Annotated in this window: 21 protein-coding genes, 1 pseudogene, 1 riboswitch and 1 other annotated feature; of the genes and pseudogenes, 16 read left to right on the top strand and 6 right to left on the bottom strand. The window is 37.5% G+C overall.

Annotated elements, in window-relative coordinates; all coding sequences use genetic code 11:
• Positions 1-90 precede the first annotated feature (90 nt).
• The 6 genes and pseudogenes from FS486_RS12365 to FS486_RS20670 all read left to right on the top strand — a co-directional run bounded on the left by FS486_RS12365 (position 91) and on the right by FS486_RS20670 (position 6,139).
• Complete coding sequence (locus FS486_RS12365) at positions 91-678, top strand: xanthine phosphoribosyltransferase (protein WP_144511855.1); 588 nt, start codon at positions 91-93, stop codon at positions 676-678.
• On the top strand, positions 675-1,949 hold the full coding sequence (locus FS486_RS12360) for a nucleobase:cation symporter-2 family protein (RefSeq protein WP_186321441.1): 1,275 nt from the start codon (positions 675-677) through the stop codon (positions 1,947-1,949). The genes FS486_RS12365 and FS486_RS12360 overlap by 4 nt, the downstream gene beginning before the upstream one ends.
• Before the next feature lie 120 nt (positions 1,950-2,069).
• Positions 2,070-2,585: pseudogene (locus FS486_RS20680) on the top strand (protoglobin domain-containing protein); the annotation flags it as partial.
• Positions 2,586-2,615: 30 nt separating this feature from the next.
• Positions 2,616-3,356 (top strand): methyl-accepting chemotaxis protein, encoded by a 741-nt coding sequence (locus FS486_RS20675; protein ID WP_395940856.1) that lies wholly within the window; start codon positions 2,616-2,618, stop codon positions 3,354-3,356.
• 114 nt (positions 3,357-3,470) lie between these two features.
• Positions 3,471-4,748: an MDR family MFS transporter gene (locus FS486_RS12350; protein ID WP_144511853.1), complete on the top strand. Its 1,278-nt coding sequence runs from the start codon at positions 3,471-3,473 to the stop codon at positions 4,746-4,748.
• A 413-nt stretch (positions 4,749-5,161) separates the two neighbouring features.
• Entirely contained in the window at positions 5,162-6,139 is a 978-nt protein-coding gene (locus FS486_RS20670; protein WP_395940854.1) for a GNAT family N-acetyltransferase, read from the top strand.
• 101 nt (positions 6,140-6,240) lie between these two features.
• Here the strand turns inward: FS486_RS20670 and FS486_RS12335 are convergent, their stop codons facing one another.
• Positions 6,241-7,605: an aspartate kinase gene (locus FS486_RS12335; protein WP_144511852.1), complete on the bottom strand. Its 1,365-nt coding sequence runs from the start codon at positions 7,603-7,605 to the stop codon at positions 6,241-6,243.
• A 379-nt stretch (positions 7,606-7,984) separates the two neighbouring features.
• Positions 7,985-8,218: a binding site (T-box leader), on the top strand.
• 56 nt (positions 8,219-8,274) lie between these two features.
• Between FS486_RS12335 and FS486_RS12330 the strand changes: the two genes are divergently transcribed.
• Entirely contained in the window at positions 8,275-9,435 is a 1,161-nt protein-coding gene (locus FS486_RS12330) for a pyridoxal-phosphate-dependent aminotransferase family protein (protein ID WP_144511851.1), read from the top strand.
• The gene (serA, locus tag FS486_RS12325) at positions 9,435-11,021 is read left to right on the top strand and encodes a phosphoglycerate dehydrogenase (protein WP_144511850.1); all 1,587 of its coding nucleotides are present in this window, start codon (positions 9,435-9,437) and stop codon (positions 11,019-11,021) included. Before FS486_RS12330 ends, serA begins: the two co-directional genes overlap by 1 nt.
• A 535-nt stretch (positions 11,022-11,556) precedes the next feature.
• Here serA and FS486_RS12320 read toward each other — a convergent pair.
• The gene (locus FS486_RS12320) at positions 11,557-12,333 is read right to left on the bottom strand and encodes an HAD family hydrolase (RefSeq protein WP_144511849.1); all 777 of its coding nucleotides are present in this window, start codon (positions 12,331-12,333) and stop codon (positions 11,557-11,559) included.
• A gap of 62 nt (positions 12,334-12,395) precedes the next feature.
• Positions 12,396-13,004: a DUF3298 and DUF4163 domain-containing protein gene (locus tag FS486_RS12315; RefSeq protein ID WP_144511848.1), complete on the bottom strand. Its 609-nt coding sequence runs from the start codon at positions 13,002-13,004 to the stop codon at positions 12,396-12,398.
• Between the two features lie 54 nt (positions 13,005-13,058).
• On the opposite strand from FS486_RS12315, the gene FS486_RS12310 reads away from it, so the two are divergent.
• The 6 genes from FS486_RS12310 (at position 13,059) to FS486_RS12285 (ending at position 18,124) form a co-directional block, all read left to right on the top strand.
• A complete protein-coding gene (locus FS486_RS12310; protein WP_144511847.1) occupies positions 13,059-13,790 on the top strand; it encodes an AAA family ATPase in 732 nt (243 codons plus the stop codon).
• Positions 13,791-14,375 (top strand): VanZ family protein, encoded by a 585-nt coding sequence (locus tag FS486_RS12305; RefSeq protein WP_144511846.1) that lies wholly within the window; start codon positions 13,791-13,793, stop codon positions 14,373-14,375.
• 39 nt (positions 14,376-14,414) lie between these two features.
• Positions 14,415-14,591, top strand: a complete 177-nt coding sequence (locus FS486_RS12300; protein ID WP_144511845.1) for a Fur-regulated basic protein FbpA — start codon at positions 14,415-14,417, stop codon at positions 14,589-14,591.
• Between the two features lie 265 nt (positions 14,592-14,856).
• Positions 14,857-16,008 carry a DEAD/DEAH box helicase gene (locus FS486_RS12295; RefSeq protein ID WP_144511844.1) on the top strand — a complete coding sequence of 384 codons (1,152 nt, stop codon included), beginning with the start codon at positions 14,857-14,859 and terminating at the stop codon, positions 16,006-16,008.
• Positions 16,009-16,010: 2 nt separating this feature from the next.
• Positions 16,011-17,240 carry an aminopeptidase gene (locus FS486_RS12290; RefSeq protein WP_144511940.1) on the top strand — a complete coding sequence of 410 codons (1,230 nt, stop codon included), beginning with the start codon at positions 16,011-16,013 and terminating at the stop codon, positions 17,238-17,240.
• 14 nt (positions 17,241-17,254) lie between these two features.
• Complete coding sequence (locus FS486_RS12285; RefSeq protein WP_144511843.1) at positions 17,255-18,124, top strand: SGNH/GDSL hydrolase family protein; 870 nt, start codon at positions 17,255-17,257, stop codon at positions 18,122-18,124.
• A gap of 300 nt (positions 18,125-18,424) precedes the next feature.
• On the opposite strand, the gene FS486_RS12280 is transcribed toward FS486_RS12285, so the two are convergent.
• Positions 18,425-18,766, bottom strand: a complete 342-nt coding sequence (locus FS486_RS12280; RefSeq protein WP_144511842.1) for a magnetosome magnetite crystal formation protein family — start codon at positions 18,764-18,766, stop codon at positions 18,425-18,427.
• Positions 18,767-18,792: 26 nt separating this feature from the next.
• On the bottom strand, positions 18,793-19,857 hold the full coding sequence (locus tag FS486_RS12275) for a M20 family metallopeptidase (protein WP_144511840.1): 1,065 nt from the start codon (positions 19,855-19,857) through the stop codon (positions 18,793-18,795).
• Positions 19,858-19,962: 105 nt separating this feature from the next.
• Positions 19,963-20,054: riboswitch (TPP riboswitch) on the top strand.
• A 62-nt stretch (positions 20,055-20,116) separates the two neighbouring features.
• Between FS486_RS12275 and thiT the strand changes: the two genes are divergently transcribed.
• The gene (thiT, locus tag FS486_RS12270; RefSeq protein WP_144511838.1) at positions 20,117-20,698 is read left to right on the top strand and encodes an energy-coupled thiamine transporter ThiT; all 582 of its coding nucleotides are present in this window, start codon (positions 20,117-20,119) and stop codon (positions 20,696-20,698) included.
• 46 nt (positions 20,699-20,744) lie between these two features.
• On the top strand, positions 20,745-21,494 hold the full coding sequence (gene map, locus FS486_RS12265; RefSeq protein WP_144511836.1) for a type I methionyl aminopeptidase: 750 nt from the start codon (positions 20,745-20,747) through the stop codon (positions 21,492-21,494).
• A 24-nt stretch (positions 21,495-21,518) separates the two neighbouring features.
• On the opposite strand, the gene FS486_RS12260 is transcribed toward map, so the two are convergent.
• A complete protein-coding gene (locus FS486_RS12260) occupies positions 21,519-22,247 on the bottom strand; it encodes a tryptophan-rich sensory protein (protein ID WP_144511834.1) in 729 nt (242 codons plus the stop codon).
• Positions 22,248-22,368: the final 121 nt, after the last annotated feature.

Here is a 22,368-nt window from a genome sequence, read left to right as displayed (position 1 = left end):
GAATGACATTGTTCCACTCCTAGTAAGGATGGTTACAATAGCATTCGAGCTTTTTTTGGAGAAAATAAACCTGAAGGGAATTTAGAGATTATGAAATTATTAAAAGAGAAGATTATGCAAGAGGGTAAAGTGTTATCGGAAAATGTATTAAAAGTAGATACGTTTTTAAATCATCAAATTGATCCAGTGTTAATGCAAGCAATTGGAGAAGAGTTTGCTGCACGTTTTCAAGATGCAGGAATTACCAAAATCTTAACGATTGAATCCTCTGGAATTGCACCTTCAATGTTCGCAGGTATTACTTTAGGAGTTCCTGTGGTTTTCGCTCGTAAACGTAAATCACTAACTTTATCTGGAAACTTATATACTTCTCAAGTTCATTCATTTACTAAAAATGAAACAAATGATATTTCTGTATCAAAAGATTTTATAAACAGCGATGATATCGTGTTAATCATTGACGATTTTCTTGCGAATGGACAAGCAGTGCTTGGATTGCTAGATATTTTAGAACAAGCAAATGCCAACAATGCTGGTGTAGGAATTGTGATAGAAAAAGGATTTCAAACAGGCGGGGGCTTGATTCGCGAAAAAGGAATCCGTGTGGAGTCTCTTGCGAACATTAAATCTCTAGCAGATGGGCAAGTCACGTTTTTTGAGGAGATCCCGACTGTATGAACAATACATTGAGAAATACAGCTCTCGGTATACAACATGTTCTCGCGATGTATGCGGGAGCTGTTATTGTACCACTTATTGTTGGAGGGGCAATTGGTCTTAATTCAGAGCAGCTAACGTATTTAGTAGCAATTGATATTTTAATGTGTGGGATTGCGACAATCTTACAAGTGATGAGCAATCGCTTTTTTGGTATTGGACTACCAGTAGTTTTGGGTTGTACATTCACCGCAGTCGGTCCAATGATTGCAATCGGTGGAGAATATGGTGTATCGGCTATTTACGGGGCAATTATCGTATCAGGAATTTTTGTTATTTTGGTTAGTGGTATATTTGGACATCTTGTAAAGTTCTTTCCACCGGTAGTTACTGGTTCTGTTGTAACGATTATAGGAATTACACTGATCCCTGTTGCTATTAATAATATGGGCGGTGGCCAAGGCGCTAGTGATTTTGGGTCCACCTCTAATATTTCATTAGCATTTGGTACTTTAATTTTTATCGTGTTGCTTTATCGTTTTTCAACAGGATTTATAAGAGCAATTTCTATTTTACTTGGTATTATTCTTGGCACCATTGCCGCAATCATTATGGGAAAAGTAGACTTTTCTCCCGTAACAGAAGCGAGTTATTTTCATATGATTCAACCATTTTACTTTGGTACACCAACGTTTGAATGGTCACCAATAATTACGATGATTTTAGTGGCGATGGTTTCATTAGTTGAATCGACAGGTGTTTATTTTGCCCTGGGAGATATTCTTGGAAAAAAAATCGAGAAAGAGGATTTGGCGAAAGGATATCGTGCAGAAGGAATCGCTGTATTACTAGGCGGTATCTTCAATTCATTCCCTTATACAACGTTCTCACAAAACGTTGGTCTAATGCAAATGTCTGGGGTTAAAACGAAAAATGTGATTTACATTACAGGCGGGATGCTAATAGTGCTTGGATTTATCCCAAAAATTGCCGCGCTTACGACAATCATACCTGCGTCAGTCCTAGGTGGAGCGATGATTGCGATGTTTGGAATGGTCGTTGCGCAAGGAGTAAAAATGCTTAGCACTGTCGTTTCGGATTCTCAGGATAATTCCATGATCATAGCATGTTCAATCGGGATGGGTTTAGGAGTTACAGTAGTTCCAGACTTATTTATATCTCTTCCAACAAGCTTTCAAATTTTAACAAGCAACGGAATTGTAGCAGGAAGTGTGACTGCTATTTTACTAAACATCATCTTTAATATGATTCCTTCAAAAAATAAAATATAAAAAAACACGGAGGCCAGTAGCCTTCGTGTTTTTTTTAGGTAAATATAATTAGGGGTTGTGAGAAAAGTCACTGTTTTCTGACGTGTATGTTGCTAAAATTATAGTAAGGGGTGAGAAAAGTTGTTCGTAAAGAAGAAAAAAACAGTTTTGTTAAACGACTTAGGGTATTTTGAACCAAAACTGAATGTTACTAATAAAGAACATATAGAGCAGCTTTATTTAATAAATTTAACAAAAGATGTACTTCAAACACTAAAGCAAATGGAAAAATTAGTAGTGCCATATATTCCAACAGCGGTACATACTTTCTATGATTCCATCATGAGAAATCCAAAGCTAGTAGAAATTATTAACCATAATAGCTCTCGGGAGCGTTTAGAGAGTACGCTAATAAAGCATGTGACTGAGTGGTTTAGTGGAGAGCTAGATGATGATTATATTGAAAGAAGAAAGAAAATAGCAAAAATACATGTCCGTATCGGATTAGAAACAAAATGGTATTTAGCTGCATGCCATAATTTGCAAAATAGCCTCCTAACAGCACTTCTAAAAATGGATCTTCTTAAAGAGCAGGAAATAATCTTCCATGAAGCAATCAATAAAATAATGAGTTATGAACAACAGTTAGTAATCGAAGAATATGATCGATATGCTGCAGAGCAGGTAATGGAAAAAGAAGTACATATAAAATACAGTGTTAAAGAAACGTTAGGGGGCATTGTTGCTCTTTTAGAGAAGCAATCGTCAGAAACTACCGCATCGGTTGAGGAATTAATAGCTACCACTAAAGAAGTGAGAAAAGACGTTACGAACGGAATGGAGACTTCCTTAAGAACGATCGGCACAGCGGAAAAAGGAAAACAGGTTGTACAAGCATTGACGGAGAATTCACAAGAAATATATGATAAGACTTTTGCTATGACTGAAATAATCGAAAAGCTAAATCAATCATCCGTAGAAATATTAGATGTCGTCAAAATTGTGAAGGATATTGCCACAAAAACCAATTTACTTGCTATCAATTCAGCAATTGAAGCAGCAAGAGCAGGAGAATATGGAAAAGGATTCGCAGTGGTAGCAAGTGAAGTACGCAATCTCTCTGAGCAAACTAAAAGCTCGGTGGAGCAAATTGACTTGCTTGTAGGTGAATCAAACAAAGCACAAAAAGAAGTGGTGAAGGCTGTTCATGATGTTCAGCAATTAGCGGGTTTAGGGTTATCCGAGAGTAAACAAACTGTGCAGTCTTTCTCAAGTATTTCTGCTGTGATACAAGAACTTGCTGAGGAATCGAAGTCTATTGAGTTCGAAGTAAATGGCTTAACCATCGCTGTAGAAACAATCGGAGATTCATCAATGCAAATATTAGAGTCTGCAAAAGTATTGGATGAAACAATTAAAAGGATTTAGTAATGACGACCTGACTGTCTATTCCAAATAATTTACCTCTTCTAAAAATATCTATTTCGAAATTCGAAACGATATGGTAGGATAGTAACATCTACTAGATATGAGGATAAGATTATGAGAATTAAAGATTGGGATCGAAGTTTGAAAGTCCGTTTATTCGGCGAGTTTTTTAGTAATTTAAGTTTTTGGATGGTATTTCCGTTTCTTGCTATTTATTTTGCTGCGGAGTTCGGAACGAGTATGGCAGGGATATTACTTGTTATTTCACAAGTCTTTTCTGTTGCAGCGAATCTTATTGGCGGTTACTGTGCGGACCGTTTTGGTAGAAGGACGATGCTATTCTTTTCTGCTACGGCAGAAGGAGGGGCGTTTATTCTTTTCGCTTTCGCCAATTCACCGTGGTTGGATTCTCCTTTATGGAGTTTTGTGGCATTCACAATTGCTGGTGTAGCTGGTTCATTTTATCATCCAGCCAGTCAAGCGATTGTCGCGGATGTTGTGCCTGAACATCAAAGAAGCACGGTGTTTTCAGTCTTTTATACATCTATCAACATTTCGGTTGTTATTGGACCGATTGTAGGGGCGGTATTATTCTTTCAATATCGTTTTATGCTATTGCTCACGGCGGGTATTATATTCTGCCTAGTTGGCCTTGCGCTTCGTTTTTTAACAGAGGAAACATTGCCAAAAGATATTAAACAGCAATTAGCTAATAACGGAGCAAACAATTGGATGCAAGTGGTCGTGAATCAGATAAAGGCATATGGTTTAATTGTTAAAGACAAGGTATTCTTACTTTTTGTACTTGCGGGTATATTGCTAGGGCAAACGTATATGCAATTAGATATGCTAATACCTGTTTATATGAAAGAAGTAATTGATAAGCAAGTGTTAGGAAATTTATTTGGCCGTGAATGGGCAGTTACGGGGGAAGGTTCTTTTGGTATTTTATTATCAGAGAATGGTTTATTAGTTGTCTTATTCACTGTTTTTGTTACGAGATGGATGTCGAAATATCCGGATAAATGGGTATTTTTTCTTTCCTCGTTTTTGTATATGATAGCGATGTTCATTTTCCCGATGACAGCGAACTTCTGGGTGTTCCTGTTTGCAATGGCTATATTTACTTTAGGAGAATTGGCTACAGTCGGGTTGCAGGAAAGCTTTGTTTCTAAATTAGCGCCGGCAGATATGCGAGGGCAGTATTTTGCAGCAGCGAGTTTGCGTTACACGATCGGGCGGACAATCGCACCGCTTGTTTTTCCACTCGTAGCATGGATTGGGTTTACATGGACGTTCATCATTTTAGCCATTTTAGCATTAGGAAGTGGGTTTATCTATTTATTGATGTTCAAGGAGTATAGTAAAAAGAAAAAAGAAATAGCCGCATAAATTGGACAAGGGGTACTCTAATAAAAGAGTACCCCTTGATTTTTGTATAGGTAAAACATAACTTTTGAATTTAAAATTTCATCCCGAAAAACTTCGGGGAATAATTTCCATGAAAGATGCATCTTTATCTTTCAATGCCGCGGTAAATTGTTCCACTGGTTGCCTTCTAACCTAAGCAACGTAAACCCTACCTTCTTTTACGTCCTTGCGACCCTATAGTCGCGCCAGTGTGAATAAGTATAATCAAAAACACATAAAGCAGAATGCCAAATTTCTAATATTTATGTCTTACCAAAAATGTCAACATGACAAAGTATCTCATAAATCACGCTTGATGTCAAATAAACGATATATACATTCCTGTTGCCATCATGATATACTAACGCAATTAAAACGACTATGGGGGTGGGAAAATGGAGATTTGGGATATTTATAATGCACATAGAGAAAAGACTGGAAGAACGCATGTCCGAGGTGAAGAAATGCAAAAAGGAGATTTTCATACAGTTGTGCATGTTTGGATTATGAATGAAAAAGAACAATTATTAATTCAACAGCGACAACCTTGGAAAACTGGATGGCCAAATATGTGGGACTGTGCTGCGGCTGGATCCGCTATACTTGGGGATACAACTGAAATGGCAGCGATCCGTGAAGTAAAAGAAGAGCTTGGAATTGATTTGCAGATGGAATATGCCGAGGTTTTATTTACGATTAAATTCGAAAGAGGGTTTGATGATCATTTTCTTGTGAAGCAAAATGTGGATATTGAGGAGGTGACCTTGCAATATGAGGAGGTCGCAAATGCGAGATGGGCGACAATAGCTGAAATACGAGAGTTAGTCCAAAGTGGTGAATTTATCCCTTACCATATACTAGAAAATATATTCGAAATGATTGATTCAAAGATTGCATTGACAAAGGCAACAAATGCAGATGCGGAACAGTTATTTGATATACAGAGGTCCGTATTCATGCCACTCTACGAAAAATACCAAGATCATAAAACTACACCAGTTAACCAAACATTTGAAAGATTTGAAGAGCGGTTGAAGATAGGGGATTTCTATAAAATCATTCTTGACCATACTATTGTAGGAAGTGTTCATGTATATGCAAAATCGCCAGGTGTCATGCGACTTCATATGATTAACATTTTAGAAGAATTTCAAGGAAAAGGCATTGCTCAACAAGTGATGTTACGCATTGAAAGTATGTACCCAGAAGCAAGCATCTGGGAGCTGGATACCATATTACAAGAAAAGCGAAACTGCTATCTCTATGAAAAAATGGGCTATGTGCAAACAGGGGATATTTGGAAAGTAAATGATAACATGACATTAGTTCACTATGTTAAAACTACTAGCCTAAATCATATGCCATGTCTTTAAAAAATTGGAAAGCCATGAGGAGAGAGAACTTCTCTTGGCTTTTTTTGTTGCAACTATGTTACGGGTGCCGGGCACTCGTAACATAGTTGTCACCCTTAAATTTATCCGACTGTAACCGGGGCAAAAAATTCGTTGTATAGTTCTCGCAAGATTTTGTTTTCGTTACTTTTATGAACGCCGAATGCAAGGCTCACTTCTGAAGATCCTTGGTTAATCATTTCAATATTTGCCCCTGTTCGGGAGATAGCGGTTGCTGCACGAGCCGCAAGCCCTGTACTATTATTCATACCTTCTCCTACGATTACGATCATGGAAAATTCATGACGGAAATGCACCTCCTCTGCATGTAACTCGTTTATTACTCGATTCATAATTCGGGCTTCTTTTTCAGATGTGAGTTGATGACTACGCATAATAACGGAGATATCATCTAAACCCGAAGGCGTATGCTCATATGAAATATGCTCTTCTTCTAAAATTTGAAGGAGTTTTCGACCGAATCCAATTTCTCTATTCATTAAATATTTGCTCACAAACAAAATAGAAAACCCACTATCCGCGGTAATTCCAGTTACAGGACGATGATTTGCTTTACGCTCTGCTACAATTTTTGTGCCTGGAGCGGAAGGGTTATTCGTATTTTTGATACAAACAGGAATCCCACGTTTATAAACAGGCATTAACGCTTCATCATGAAAAACGGAGAAACCTGCATATGAAAGTTCGCGCATCTCCCGATAAGTAATCTCTTCGATTTCAGCAGGACTATTGACTACTCTTGGATTCGCGCAAAATACAGAATCTACGTCAGTAAAATTTTCGTATAAATCTGCTTGCACGGCGGCAGCTAAAATGGATCCGGTAATATCAGACCCCCCGCGTTCGAATGTTCGTAACATCCCCTCTTTTGTATAACCAAAGAATCCTGGGAATACTACTATTTCAGAAGCTTTTTGTAATGAACTCAAGTTGTTATATGCCTCGGATAAGGCTTGTGCGCGCTCTGGTAAATCATTAACGACTAATCCCGCTGTTTTTGGACTTACATATTGGGCTGGTAAACCTATGCTTGTGAAGTAAGTAGAAATAAGTTTAGCGTTATTATCTTCTCCGCTCGCTTTAATATTATCGATAAAAAGTTCTAAGTTGGATTGGCTCTCCTCTATACGTTTCCGTAAATCTTCCTCAATCACATCGCAAATTGTTTGACCTAATCCAAGTCCCACTGCGATTTCTTTATAACGATTGACTACATTTTGCAATTTTTCCTCGATATTTTGCTTATGTATCGCTGCATTTGCTAATTCGATCAATAGATCAGTTACCTTTTTATCTGTGTCAAAACGTTTTCCAGGGGCAGATACAACTACGAATTTACGAGCTGGATCTGCTTTAATGATTGCTGCTACTTTTTTTATCTGTTCGGCATTTGCCACAGATGTTCCTCCAAATTTACTTACTTTCATATCATCATATCCTAACTTTAAATTTATATTTGTATTTATAGAGAAAACAAATGATTTTATACAGTGTACAAATTAAAGCGTATGGAGTCAATATATTTGTGAGAGTTTTAGGAGTTAAAATACTGTAACACGAATAAAAGGTAAATTTACTGACTCAAAGTTCGTTTATAAATAAATTTTTTGTTGTACCCTATATAAAATGAAAGGTATTTGTGAATTAACACGAATTATAATTTTTCTAGAAAAAAATTTCTTATTTTAAAATGGCATAATATCAGTCTTTTTAAAGCGAAAATTTAAATGATAGCGTTTTCAAGTATTTTAACTATATTGACAATTAAAAAGACTGTCAGTATGATGGGTTTAATCTAATACAACTTAAACAATTTCGATGGAGATAAGCTTTATATTTGGAAATCTTTAGAGAGCTGATGGGTGGTGCAAATCAGTGATTTCGATTGTAGAGTAGCACTCTTGAATTGGTGGTCTGAACACAAACAAGTAGGCCCATCCGTAAAATGCGCGTTAAGCATGAGACTTAAGAAGCTGCATATGTTTTGCAGTAAATTTGGGTGGTACCGCGTGAGTTTATACGAAGCTCTTCGCCCCTTACATTTTTGTAGGGAGTGAAGGGCTTTTTTGTTTTTCAAAATAGAGAGGAGAATGAACATGTTACAAGATCAAACCATTTTACGAATTCCGGGACCGACTTCAATTCCGCCAAGTGTACAGCGAGCGATGAACCAAACAATGATTGGGCATAGGGGAAAAGAAACATCTCAACTGTTAAAAAATATTACTCCAGGATTAAAGAGAGTTTTTGGGACGGAACAAGAAGTTGCGATTATTGCCGGTAGTGGTACAGCTGGCTTAGAAACTGCGGTAGTGAATGTTGTAAAACCGGGTGATGAGGTTCTAGTTATCGTGACAGGAGCATTTGGCGATCGTTTTACAAAGATTTGCCAAGCCTACAATGTGAAAACCCATGTGTTAAATGTGGAATGGGGGAAGGCGCTGGATCCTGAAGAGGTAAAAGCTTATTTAGTGGAGCACCCACAAGTAAATGTTGTTTTTTCTACTTACTGCGAAACTTCTACAGGTGTATTGAATCCGATCGATCTTCTTGCTAAGGCGATACGCGAAGTTTCCCAAGCACTTGTCGTTGTGGATGGTGTTTCTTGCGTTGGTGGTGTTGAAACGAAAATGGATGAGTGGGGCATAGATGTGATGGTGACCGGTTCTCAAAAAGCATTCATGTTACCTGCTGGCCTGACATTTGTTGCCGCGAGCGAACGTGCATATAGCGTTATGGAAGAGAATAAGCAACCAAGATTTTATTTAGATTTAAAAAAATACAAAGACAATTTACTGAAAGATACTACACCATTCACTCCTGCACTATCATTATTATTCGGCTTGGAGCAAGTCTTATACCTGTTAGAAGAAGAAGGCCTAGAAAATGTATATGCACGACATGCATTATTAAAGAAAATGACTCGAGCAGCATTTGAAGCGATTAATATTCCATTGCTTACAACAGAAGAGGATGCATCTCCAACGGTCACGGCAGTGCAACCGAAAGAATTCGATGCGGAAGAATTCCGAAAAATATTAAAACAAGAATTTGCGATTTCTATTGCAGGAGGACAACAGCATCTGACGGGGAAAATCTTCCGAATCGGTCATATGGGCTATTGCTCACCTGCAGATGTTTTGCAAATTATTAGTGCGGTAGAAATAACCCTAAAGAAAATAGGAAAAAATATTGAACTAGGAAAAGCAACAGCAGCGGCACAAAAAGTTTATTTGGCAGAAGAGGAGAATAAATAATGACTTACAATATTTTAATTAGTGATCCATTAAGCGAAGATGGTATTTATCCGTTAAGACAGGCGGAAGGCTTTAATATAGTAGTGGAGACCAATTTAAATTCAGAGCAGCTTGGTGAACGAATTGGAGAGTTCGATGCTTTGCTCGTTCGTAGCCAAACGCAAGTTACACGGGAAATTATTGAGAAAGGGAAGAATCTAAAAATTATCGGTCGTGCAGGGGTGGGCGTTGACAATATCGATCTTCCTGTTGCGACAGAGAATGGAATCATTGTTGTAAATGCACCAGATGGCAATACTAACTCAGCTGCTGAGCATACAGTTGCTATGCTGATGGCTTTAGCCCGCAATATTCCACAAGCCTTCCATGCACTGAAAAACCAACAATGGGATCGTAAATCTTTTATTGGAGTGGAGCTCAAAAACAAGACATTGGGGGTTGTTGGACTAGGAAGAATAGGTGCAGAGGTTGCTACTCGTGCAAAAGGTCAACGCATGAACGTTATTGCCTACGATCCATTTTTAACGCCTGAAAAAGCAGAAAAACTTGGAGTTCAATATGGCACGATCGATGAAGTAATCCAAGCGGCGGATTTTATAACTGTGCATACACCACTTTTAAAAGAAACGCATCATTTAATCAATAAAGAAGCATTTGAAAAAATGAAAGACGGCGTACAAATTATAAACTGTGCACGTGGAGGAATTATTGACGAAGAAGCTTTATATGAAGCGATTGTTGCTGGTAAAGTTGCTGGAGCAGCATTAGATGTATTTGAGGAAGAACCATTTTTAGACCATAAATTATTAACACTACCTCAAGTAATCGCAACACCTCATTTAGGAGCTAGTACAGTAGAAGCGCAAGAAATCGTCGCGATAGATGTTTCTCATGATGTCGTTAGCTTTTTACAAGGAGGTGTAGTAAAAAATCCAGTAAACCTTCCATCTGTACCAAAGGATATTATGGCAAAAATTGAGCCATATTTTAATTTAGCAGAAAAGCTAGGGGCATTTTTAAATGATTTAGCAGACGGGGTAGCTGAAGAATTAAATATTTACTACTCTGGCGATTTAGCAAATATGACAGTCGGTCCCCTCACGCGGAATGCTGTAAAAGGGCTACTAAAAAGTAAGTTAGGAGAGTCTGTCAATGATGTGAACGCCAAATATTTAGCTGATCGAATTGGAATAGTAGTAAATGAACATAAAACAACAAAATCTAAAGGCTTTACAAGCTTAATCACAGTAGAAGTGAAGACAGCTACTGAAACACGTAAAGTATCCGGTACACTACTAAATGGCCTAGGTGCACGTATTGTTCGTGTAGATGATTTTGTAGTAGATGTTGCTCCAGAAGGTTATTTAGTATTCATTCGTCATAAAGACCAACCAGGGGCGATCGGTCGTGTAGGAACCCTTCTTGCAGCAGAAGGTATTAACATTGCAGGAATGCAGGTTGGACGCTCAGAAGTTGGTGGAGATGCAATAATGATGCTTTCTATCGATAAACATGTAGAAGAAGATAGCGTGGAAAAGCTGAAGAGCTTAGCAGATATTTATGATGCAACCCCAATCGATTTGTAATAAAGACAGGAGTCAATCGAGCAAAAGGAGCGGTTATCCGAGCATAAACACAGGGCAAGCGAGCAAACGAAGTGGTTATCCAAGCATAAATCGGGGCCAACCGAGCGTACATAAAGCTTCGAGCAAAGAGAGCAGTTATCCGAGCATAAACACAGGGCAAGCGATCAAATGAAGCGGTTATCCAAGCATAAATCGGGGCCAACCGAGCATACAAAAAGCTTCGAGCAAAGAAAGCGGTTATCCGAGCATAAACACAGGGCAAGCGAGCAAATGAAGCGGTTATCCAAGCATAAATCGGGGCCAACCGAGCGTACAAAAAGCTTCGAGCAAAGAAAGCGGTTATCCGAGCATAAACACAGGGCAAGCGATCAAATGAAGCGGTTATCCAAGCATAAATCGGGGCCAACCGAGCATAGGGAAAGCTTCGAGCAAAGAAAGCATCTATCTGAGCATAATTAAACCACAACCAAGCATACGCAAACTGTCCGATAAAAAGCTAGTCCCGAGTGAATTATACTCAGGCTAGCTTTATACTTTACTTAAGAATCTGTATTAGCTCTCTTAAGTTTTCTATTGTATATGTAGGTTTTACTTCATCATTTGCTCGTTTGTTTTCACGGTTAATCCAAACAGATTGCATACCTACTTTGGAAGAACCGAGTATATCGGTCATTAGGTTATCCCCAACCATTAATACTTCACTTGCCTGCAATCCGACTAAATCTAAAGCATGTTCAAATATAGATGGGTCGGGTTTTCCTTTTCCGAACGCTCCAGAGATAAGTATATGGTCAAAATAAGGTGCTAATTCAGGTGTTATTTCTAGCTTAGTATTTTGCAAGCTAGGAGAGCCATTTGTCATTAGAAGTAATGTATATTTTTCTTTTAATTGGTCGAGCACTTCAAAGGTTTCTTCATATATAAAGGGACTTTCTCTGCGCATTTGGGGGAAATATACAGCTAGTTCACTAGCCAGGGCTTCATCTTCTATGCCTAATTTTCTAAGGCCTCTTTTCCATGCTTCTTTTTGATAGTCGGGAATTATGAGTTTCATCTTTTGAAAGTCCTCACTTGGATCATCGAAAGTTCCCCATAATCCTTCGTAAGGATTAATGCCAATCATTTGTGTGAAAGGTCTGGTATCATATGTATCGTACAGTATGCTTGCTTCTTCACGTACGGCAGATTCTAAAGACTCTGCATCGACATTCACTTTTGTTGTTGCATAGGTGCATGTTTTTTGAAATGCGATTTCCACGCTTTTTTTATCCCATAATAAAGTATCGTCTAAATCAAAAAATATAGCTTTCATTACAACATATTCCCCCTTTACTTTCCTATTTACTACTCTACCTTAGTAAAGGAGGAGTGTCACTAGAAGTAAAGCATTTTTTCAAGAGGGCCGTTCGATGGAACAATCTTCTCTATATCTTTAATGACGATCGGGAAGAACGGAAAATTATATACATATGGGGTAATTTCGTATAATTGAAAATAGATAACCAGACAATGGTCAGCAATATAATAGTCCTGGTCTTTTCGTATTTCCTTAAACTCGCCTAAAAGTGGTACATCCCACTCTATAATTTTTTTGTTGATGATACCAGATAAGGTTTTGACATAATCACTATTAGGTTTAAATAAATCGCGTAATGTATACATTTTGCCCGTAGTTACATCAAAAGTTAAAGATTTGCAGAGCGTTAATCCGTGTGCTCCACCCGAAAAAGTGTAAACGATTAATAATATGCTTAAAATCCCGCGCTGATTATTTTTAATTTCATAGTAGCCGGTAATCTCTTCTACACCTTCCGCGTAAAAGCCTTGTTCAATTAACATTTTGTTGAGAAGAGTAATAATATCCCCATTAATCTTTTTTTCTATATGTGGATGAGGTAAGTTAGATACAATAGGATAGTAGACATTCACATTAGGTGATTGTTTAAAAATACGCTTTGTTTCTATACGAACGGGAAGATTCAATGTTCACAGCCTTTCGTAGTTAATAGTAAATAGTATGTAGGGGAGAGAGGTCGTATGTTTTTAAATAAAATATCCATTTTGCCAAAGGAAACGAATGTAGAGAACCAATATCCTTTTACAATTCCAACGATAAATAGTTTAACGGAGCTTGAACTTAAAAATAATGTCACTTTTCTAGTGGGAGAAAACGGTACTGGAAAATCAACTTTACTAGAAGGAATTGCAGATAATTGCGAGTTCAATACTGCAGGGGGAAGCAGAAATAATTTGTTTGAAGTAGATGCTGCTGAAAGTGCATTAGGAAAACACATTCGTTTATCATGGATGCCAAAAATTACGAATGGCTTTTTCTTGCGGGCGGAGTCCTTTTATCAATTTGCCTCTCATATCGATCAACTGGAAAGAGAATGCCCAGGGGCGTTAGACAGCTACGGTGGAAAATCACTTCATGAACAATCACACGGGGAATCTTTTCTTTCCTTATTTTTAAATCGATTTAATGGACGTGCTATCTATTTGCTTGATGAACCAGAAGCAGCACTCTCACCGCAAAGACAATTATCTTTTTTACGAATTATGCATGATTTAGTGGAGGAAAAAGGCTGTCAATTTATTATTGCAACTCATTCACCGATCATTTTAGGGTATCCTAATGCGACCATTCTTAGCTTCGATAACGGTGAAATAGAAGAAGTAGAATATGAAATGACAGGACATTATCAAATAACAAAGTACTTTCTTGATCATCGAGAAAAACTGTTGGAAGAATTATTGGAAGGTGAATAGATGAATGTAATTATTGAATACTTGGATGATATGTTCTTTTTTATTTGTATAGCATTTCCGATTGTTATTATTTGGCGCTTTACACGTTGGAAAAAGAGAGGATTTGATATAAAAGATAGCTTGCATGAAATCGGATTTCTTGTTTTTATATGTGTACTTGTAGGATTGTTTTCGCAAACCATTCTTCCAAAAGCAGGTGCTGAACAGGTTTATGGAACCGGTGTAAATTTACAATTATTTCGTGTTGTAAAAGAGACATATAATGCAATTGTATATTTAGGATTTTGGCAACCATTTTATATTAATTTTCTCGGAAATATTATTCTTTTTATGCCCATTGGTTTTTTATTGCCTTTACTTTATAAAAGGATGGTTTATTTTCCGAATGCCGCAATAATCGGTTTATGTATTTCGTTGTTTATTGAAATCACTCAAATTCCTCAGAGTAGGAGCAGTGATGTAGATGATTTGTGGTTAAACACACTGGGTGCTTTTTTAGGTTATTTATGTTATCTGTTCATTCATAGAAGATTTCCTGCATTCACCAAAGCATTTAAAAAAAGTAGTTTAAAATCTCTTCAATAGGGTAAATATACAAAGTACTAACTATGCAAGGAGACAGCTATGATTATACAATATAAAGAATCTAAAATGGAAGAAAAACGCGACCATATGATAGAAGACTTAGTGAAAAAAGGAATATTTAAAATTGATGGACGACAGTTATATCAACTAAATTATTATGAGCTCATGAAAGAATATATAGCAGAAGAGGAAGAACGAAAAAAAGTGCCAAATTAAAGGCACTTTTTTTCGTTTCTAGCCCCTGCGCAAAGCCCGTTGCTCCTCGGGGTCAAATATGAAAAAGCTGTAGTGGCTGTGGAGCTGCCTCTTAGGCCCCCACGATGTGGCGCAATTTGCAGACCTCTCCTATCCACATTTGCCTGTTAGAGCAGACATAGGTACTTTCGCTTTTTTGCGTATATTCTCTCTATTTTGAATTGCTAATTGTCGATATAAAAAATGTGGTACACTGGATTCAAACACAGATGAGGTGGAGAAAAACTTGACTTTTATACAAAATTTAAATGGAACATTACAAGAAAAATGGGCAAAATCAAATTTTGCATTTGAAATGCCGATACAAACAAAACTAATCCCGCATATGCTTGATGGTTCAGATATAGTAGCAGAATCGCCAACAGGAACAGGAAAAACGTTAGCTTATGTACTTCCAATATTACAAAAAGTAGATCCATCTAAGAAACAAATCCAAGCATTGGTTGTAGTTCCTTCTCAAGAGCTAGGAATGCAAATTGTAGAAGTATTTCGTGAGTGGGTTGCAGGTACGGACATATCAGTTGCACAGCTAATAGGTGGTGCAAATATGCAAAGACAAATCGAAACGCTTAAAAAGAAACCGACAATTGTAGTTGGAACGCCTGGACGATTACAAGAGCTTGTAAAAGCCAAAAAACTCAAAATGCATGAAATTAAAACAATCGTATTAGATGAAGGGGACCAATTATTAAGTAGAGAACATCGTACAACGGTAAAAGGTCTGATCGATGCGACAATGGAAAGGCAGCTTGTTGTTACCTCTGCAACAATCACGGATGAAATAGAATTAGTAGCAGATAGAATGATGAAAAACCCAGTTCGTATACAAGTGTCTGCGGAGGAGATTCCTGCAAAAGGGGAAGTAATTCATAGTTTTGTGAAGACTGAGCCACGAGATAAAACCGAGCTTCTACGAAAACTTTCTCACATAGAAGGGATGAAGGGGTTAGCATTTGTAAATAGCTTAGACCAATTACTGATGAAAGATTATAAACTGTCTTATCGAGATGCACCAATTGTATCTTTACATTCGGAAATGAAAAAGGAAGAGCGCAAAAAAGCTTTGGACGATTTTAAAAATGGAAAAGTGAGCATTTTAATCGCTACAGACGTTGCAGCAAGAGGACTCGATATTTCTGGTCTAACACATGTGATCCATGTAGATGTACCACATTCAATTGAACAATACTTGCACCGCTCTGGTCGTACTGGACGTGCCGGGAACGACGGAGAAGTACTTACATTATTGACTTATTCAGACGAAAAAACGTATAAAAAATGGACGAAAGAGATTCCAAGTAAACCTGTCCAAAAAATTTGGTATCGTGGTGAATTGATTGAAGGTTCATCAAAAACGATTGAGAAAAAGGGGAAGTAATGATGAATTTTCAGCAAAAGTTAGAAGAATACGCTGAGTTAGTTGTAAAAGTTGGTTTAAATATTCAAAAGGGACAACCTCTATTAATCGGTACAACAACGGATACGATCGAATTTACTAGACTTATCGTGAAAAAAGCATATGAAGCGGGTGCAAAACGAGTAGATGTCAACTACACAGACGAAGTGAATGCACGTGCATTTTACGATTTAGCACCAGATGAAGCGTTTGGAGAATATCCAAAATGGTTGGCTATGCAGCGAGATGAGTTGATTGAAAACAAAGGTGCCTTATTGTGGATCGATGCAGAAAATCCAGATTTATTGGAAGGTGTGTCCATTGATCGAATTTCAAGTTTCCAAAAGGCAGCAGGGAAGGCTTTGGAAAATTACAGAAAAGCAGTCATGAACGATGTAATTACTTGGTCTATCGTTGCAATACCTTCTGAGAAATGGGCTGCAAAAGTTTTCCCACAATTGGATGCAGAACAACAAATGGAAGCATTATGGGACCTAATTTTTAAAGTAGTGCGAGTCGGAGAAGGTACGGCTGTACAACAATGGAAAGAACATATCGCAAATTTAGAAAGCCGTGCAGCACTTTTAAATGCAAAACGTTTTAAAAGACTTCATTACAAAGCGGAAGGTACCGATATTCAAGTCGAACTACCAACAGAACATATTTGGTTGACTGGCGCTAGTAAAAACGCCCAAAATAACCCTTATATTGCTAATATACCAACGGAAGAAGTGTATACAGCACCACTTAAAGCTGGGGTAAATGGCTATGTAAAAAATAAGAAGCCGCTCGTATACCAAGGAAATATTATAGATGATTTTACTTTAACATTTGAAGATGGTGCCATTACGAAGGTGGTAGCATCGACAGGAGAAGCGCTGTTGCAAGATCTGATACAAACAGATAGCGGTGCAAAATATTTGGGGGAAATTGCACTAGTTCCTCATGAATCTCCAATATCCGCATCAAATGTTTTATTCTTTAATACATTATTCGATGAAAATGCATCGAATCATTTTGCTATTGGGGAAGCGTATCCGACTTGTGTGGAAGGTGCACGTGGCCTCTCTCATAAAGAATTAGAGCAAATGGGAATTAATACATCTATCGTACATGAAGATTTTATGATTGGAAGCGCAGATATGGATATAATAGGTGAATTAGAAGATGGAACAATGGAGCCTATTTTCCTTAAAGGTACATGGGCATTTTAAGGAGTGAATCTACCATGAAGAAGTGGTTTGCTACACTTGTTTTTCTATTACTTCCCTTCACAACGTTGTCAGCTGAAGCAAAAAGTCCAGAAGTATATATTGCATTAGGAGATTCATTGGCAGCTGGGCAGACACCTTACCGTGCAATTGATGCGGGTTATACGGATTTAATAGCTGCAGAGTTGACTCGCTCTCATCAGCTCGGTTATTTTTCGAAATCCTTGTCGTTCCCTGGTTTTACCACAGACGATGTAGTAACCACTGTGCAATCAAAAGAAGCGAAGGAACCGCTAAAAAACGCGACACTTGTGACGATTTCCGCTGGAGCGAATGATTTACTTCGACTAGTTCAAGTAAATCCATCGAATGGTTCGCTTTCGTATCAACAAGTCCCAGCCGATTTTGCACTAAATAGTGTTCGCAAAAATATAGCTGAAATCATAACAGAAGTAAAAAAAGCAGCTCCGAAAGCAAAGATATATGTGATGGGTTATTATTTTGCTTATCCGCATATATGGGATACACAAAAGCATGGAGTCGAAAAAGAACTAAATACATTGAACGCTATTTTAAAAACGCAAGCTGAAGCAAATGGAGCTGTATATGTTTCAGTAGAAGAAGCTTTCAAACTGCAAGCGAAAGAACTAATACCAAATCCATCTGATGTACACCCTTCGATGGAAGGCTACCGTCAGATGGCGAATGCGTTTTTCACTCAATACAACAAGCGAATGCAAGTGAGTCCAAATGAATTACCAAAACCAAATCCTTTAACATTTGAAGAGATTTTAAGCAGTCAAAAAGAAGTGGAGAAATCATCAGTTTCTAAAATAGACGGTTTTGACGGCTATTTATCCCTAACAGAATTGAAACCATATATTTAAAGAAGAACAACATGCCATAGGATTACCGAGAAAAGAGATGTTGATCATGACTTCAGTCAAGATCAACATCTCTTAAAAAATCGGTTATTAAATAACGCCAGATAAGGGTTTCCATCTTAAAGGTCGTTTACGCTCCTCTTATTTCCCAGTTTTTTTTGATTTTACTGCTTTCCGAATAATCGGATAGACAATTGGTGCTAATTTAATTGCGGTTTTTACGATAGCTTTTACATTCATTATAATCTCTCCCCGATTAATAGCTGTATTTTCTTCATTCCCTAAAATAAGGATTATAAACAACTATCTGAGCACACGAATCCCTTGAATGATATTCCAAATTAAAACAATAATATAGACGATCACATATAAAAGAATGAATAAGATAGGGCCAGATGCAATCCAAAAAGAAGGTTTCTCAAAAGATGTATTCATAGAATAGGAAAACGGAACGGTAGTTGCAAACAAGCCTATAAATAAAATAACTAATAGAACTACAGGTACAATATGGGAAATCAAAGATTTTTTTGCATGGTTTTTTACTTCTTTATCATGCGACACAAAAAAGATAATAATCGGAACGATGAACGGTGCAAATAATACACTAAAATAGGATAGTGCGCTCAGTACTTTACTGTTATCCATTCACTTGAAACTCCTCTCTATTCGTTTTATTCTAGAATAAATGAAACTAAAATAAGCTTAAATTGCTCAATAGATGGTATTAATACGTATTCTTTCTCTCCATGCCAATCTTCGCCGCTTGGACCAAACTCAATTGCTCCTGCTCCTTTTGCAGCATAAAAACGTGTGTCCGCAGACCCATGTTGACCAAATAATTCAGTTGGACGTTTCGTAACAGTAGATGTTACTTGTAATAATTTTTTTACATATATATTGTCCTCTTCCGTCGTTACAGCAGGTGCGGTGGAATGAATAATTACTTCACTGAGTGGAAAACTATTTGAAGCATGTTTGATTTCACTAATTATATCTTCTGCACTTTGACCAGGTACAAAACGAATATCATAGCTTAATATACATTTGTCTGGAACGACATTGAATCTTTCACCTGCATGTATTTTTGCCAAGTTTAAAGATGGATAATCATAAAATGCATTACTTGCAGTTAAAAAAGAGAGTTTGCGCATTTTTTGATCGAATGCAAATGCTTGCTCGATCGCATTGTCCCCTTCCCATGGGCGGCTTCCGTGACTAGCCTTTCCTTTTAGTATTATATCCAACTGAACAATCCCTTTTGCTTGAAGACCGATATGCAAATTGGTAGGTTCCCCGCAAACAACGAAGTTCCCGTGAAATCCTAGCTCAACTAAGTATTTAGACGTGTCCCCAAAGGTTTCTTCATCGGTCACAATATGTAGCTGTATTCTTTTCGTTAATTTCTCAGGGATTAATGAAAGTTCATAAAAGGCTTGCATCATAGCAGCCACGCCCGCTTTCATATCGGCAGTTCCTCTCCCAAATAACCGGTCCCCATCTACATAAGGGGTAAACTGATCTTCGTTACCTGGAACAACATCCACATGTCCATTTAAAATAATACATTCTTCTCCTATCCCAACTTCTGCGACCAGCATAAGTTTAGAATCATTTTCATATATTAATGGACTGATACCTCTTTCTTCAAGCCAATTTTTACAGAATAATAGTGCAGTATTTGCCCCTTCGACATTATCGCTTTTAATACGAATCAAATCTTTTAGTAAATCAATCATATTAGTTGCTCCTATCTTTACAATATTTCTATTAGTATAACAATTATGAACGAAGGGTTGCATTCCTTATTTTATTGGGCTACAATGAATTCGAACTAAATAATTCATAACCACAAGGGGCGTCGCTTATGCGGCTGAGATCGTACCCTTCGAACCTGTAAGTTAATGCTTGCGTAGGGATGTGGATGGAAACTGACAATCGCGCGATGTCTGGGTCTATCCCGGCGTCGTTTTTTTGTGGTCAAAAAAGGGGATTACAATGAAAAATCAACGTGTATTATTATTAGTAGAGATTGCTATATTTGCAGCTTTAGGGTATGTATTGGATATGATCGGTTTTGGTATGCCACAAGGTGGGGACGTTACATTTGTACTTGTCCCAATTATTTTAATTGCTTTTCGCCGTGGTATTACAGCTGGTCTTATAACGGGGTTTTTAATTGGGTTACTCCAAGTGGTAACAGGTCGTTTTTATCCAGCACCATTGTCTTTTGAGTTTGTTGTTCTTCAAGTAGGAATCGACTATTTTCTTGCATTCATGGTAGCTGGTTTCGCAGGACTATTTAGACCTGCATTTATAAGAGCATATGAAAGTCTAGATAAGATGAAAATGGCAACAGCCGTCATCGCTGGAGCATTCCTTGCTGCATTTCTTCGCTATTTAGCACATGTAACATCGGGAATTCTATTTTTTGGAGAATTTGCCGGCGATAAAAACCCAATTTTATATTCGTTAGTCTATAACTCTACGTATATGATTCCTGTATTTTTACTTGCCGCATTCATTTGCTCAATCTTGTTTGTAAAAGCACCACGCCTTTTACTGCCGTATAAAGCATAAATATGATATGATTGTTGTACAGTTAATTGAGAAGGGATCTTGTAAAATGATTGTACAAACGAATGAAGAGTTAGCAGCGTTAAAAAAAATAGGGCGTATTGTCGCGGAAATTCGCGAAGCGATGAAAGCGGCAACGAAGCCTGGGGTAACCACGAAAGAACTAGATGAAATTGGTGGGAAACTGTTTAAAGAAAATGGTGCGATCTCTGGACCGATGGGGGAGTACGATTTCCCAGGTTATACTTGTATTAGTGTAAATGAGGAAGTGGCACATGGAATCCCAGGTTCCCGCGTTATAAAAGAAGGAGACCTTGTTAATATCGACGTCTCTGGTTCATGCGATGGTTATTTTGCAGATACTGGCATTTCATTTGTCGTTGGAGACGGTTATCCGGAAAAGGAAAAGTTATGTGAAGTTGCTGTAAGTGCATTTGATCGTGCGATGTTAAAAGTGAAAACTGGCGCCCGTTTAAACCAAATAGGAAAAGCAGTGGCTAGAGAAGCAAAAGACAATGGTCTGCATGTTATTATGAATTTAACAGGGCATGGGATTGGTAAATCACTTCATGAGGCACCTCAGCATGTACTAAATTATTATGATGCTTGGGACCCAACAATATTAAAAGAAGGTATGGTTCTGGCAGTGGAGCCATTTATCTCTGAAAAGGCAGAACATATTGTAGAATCTGGGGATGGCTGGACATTTGTGACGCCTGATAAATCATTAGTTGCTCAAATTGAGCATACGATTGTAGTTACAAAAGAAGGACCAGTTTTCTTAACAAAGTTAGATTAATCATATAGAAAAACGCCTCCGAACTTATTGTTTCGGTGGCGTTTTTTTTATAAATAGTATACCTACCACAAGCACACTGCTTAAAAATAAGGATGCGGTCGTGATCAATAACTCATGAAACTGATGGCGACAAGCAAGTCCTAAAAATGCCCATATAAACACGATTACTATTGCCCGATCTTCATAATGATATCGGAAATGGAGGGCAATAGCCGTGGCGATGGTTAAGAAAATAACTGTCCAAAGAGATTTTGTTATTCCTAAACCGCTGAATTCGTGGTAGGTAAGCAGGTAATCAAAATGTACAAATGTAACAATGAAAATCCAGCCTATATAAATGGAAATAGGTAGTCTACTCATCCAATTTTGTTCATTTACTGAGTAATTCTTATAAAGTAAAAATAAAGTTCCCAACAACGCAATTATTAATACAAAAGAGAGATTAAACAGTTCGTAATGCCAAAATAGAATTAGCGCTATATGAAAAATACAAGAGGTCACAAATAGCAGAACCCTTTTCATTGGGAGCTGGTGAATAGTTCGATATTCTCTTATACTATTCCAAACCCAACAAGCCAGTAAGATATATATGACAATCCAAATAGAAAATACATAATTAGCGGGTGTGAAAAAAACAGGAAGTCTATTTAAGATATCTCCGTTTGTTTGATTGTTTATGGGAATTGTGTTTGCGAGTAAATGTACTGTAACAGTAGAGATTAAACTAAAAATCAAAAGGATTATTTTGACCATATGATCTCCTCCTTGTAGTAATAAGTATACCTTTGAAACAAACGCACGACAAATTAGAATTATGAATATTATGTGACGAAAACGGAATAATCGAATAATGAAAAACATGTTATACTAAGTT

The sequence above is a fragment of the Bacillus sp. FJAT-22090 genome, from assembly GCF_007676755.1.
Lineage (GTDB): Bacteria > Bacillota > Bacilli > Bacillales_A > Planococcaceae > Psychrobacillus.
This window is presented reverse-complemented; position numbering and strand designations above follow the sequence as displayed.

Bases quoted from the DNA above. Each gene is read 5' to 3' on its own strand.
- FS486_RS12365 (WP_144511855.1), top strand. From the start codon at position 91: ATGAAATTATTAAAAGAGAAGATTATGCAAGAGGGTAAAGTGTTATCG.
- FS486_RS12335 (WP_144511852.1), bottom strand. From the start codon at position 7,605: ATGAAAGTAAGTAAATTTGGAGGAACATCTGTGGCAAATGCCGAACAG.
- FS486_RS12300 (WP_144511845.1), top strand. From the start codon at position 14,415: ATGATTATACAATATAAAGAATCTAAAATGGAAGAAAAACGCGACCAT.
- map (WP_144511836.1), top strand. From the start codon at position 20,745: ATGATTGTACAAACGAATGAAGAGTTAGCAGCGTTAAAAAAAATAGGG.
- FS486_RS12360 (WP_186321441.1), top strand. From the start codon at position 675: ATGAACAATACATTGAGAAATACAGCTCTCGGTATACAACATGTTCTC.
- FS486_RS12290 (WP_144511940.1), top strand. From the start codon at position 16,011: ATGAATTTTCAGCAAAAGTTAGAAGAATACGCTGAGTTAGTTGTAAAA.
- FS486_RS20675 (WP_395940856.1), top strand. From the start codon at position 2,616: ATGGAAAAAGAAGTACATATAAAATACAGTGTTAAAGAAACGTTAGGG.
- thiT (WP_144511838.1), top strand. From the start codon at position 20,117: ATGAAAAATCAACGTGTATTATTATTAGTAGAGATTGCTATATTTGCA.
- FS486_RS12350 (WP_144511853.1), top strand. From the start codon at position 3,471: ATGAGAATTAAAGATTGGGATCGAAGTTTGAAAGTCCGTTTATTCGGC.
- FS486_RS12320 (WP_144511849.1), bottom strand. From the start codon at position 12,333: ATGAAAGCTATATTTTTTGATTTAGACGATACTTTATTATGGGATAAA.
- FS486_RS12310 (WP_144511847.1), top strand. From the start codon at position 13,059: ATGTTTTTAAATAAAATATCCATTTTGCCAAAGGAAACGAATGTAGAG.
- FS486_RS20670 (WP_395940854.1), top strand. From the start codon at position 5,162: ATGGAGATTTGGGATATTTATAATGCACATAGAGAAAAGACTGGAAGA.
- FS486_RS12285 (WP_144511843.1), top strand. From the start codon at position 17,255: ATGAAGAAGTGGTTTGCTACACTTGTTTTTCTATTACTTCCCTTCACA.
- FS486_RS12330 (WP_144511851.1), top strand. From the start codon at position 8,275: ATGTTACAAGATCAAACCATTTTACGAATTCCGGGACCGACTTCAATT.
- FS486_RS12260 (WP_144511834.1), bottom strand. From the start codon at position 22,247: ATGGTCAAAATAATCCTTTTGATTTTTAGTTTAATCTCTACTGTTACA.
- serA (WP_144511850.1), top strand. From the start codon at position 9,435: ATGACTTACAATATTTTAATTAGTGATCCATTAAGCGAAGATGGTATT.
- FS486_RS12305 (WP_144511846.1), top strand. From the start codon at position 13,791: ATGAATGTAATTATTGAATACTTGGATGATATGTTCTTTTTTATTTGT.
- FS486_RS12275 (WP_144511840.1), bottom strand. From the start codon at position 19,857: ATGATTGATTTACTAAAAGATTTGATTCGTATTAAAAGCGATAATGTC.
- FS486_RS12280 (WP_144511842.1), bottom strand. From the start codon at position 18,766: ATGGATAACAGTAAAGTACTGAGCGCACTATCCTATTTTAGTGTATTA.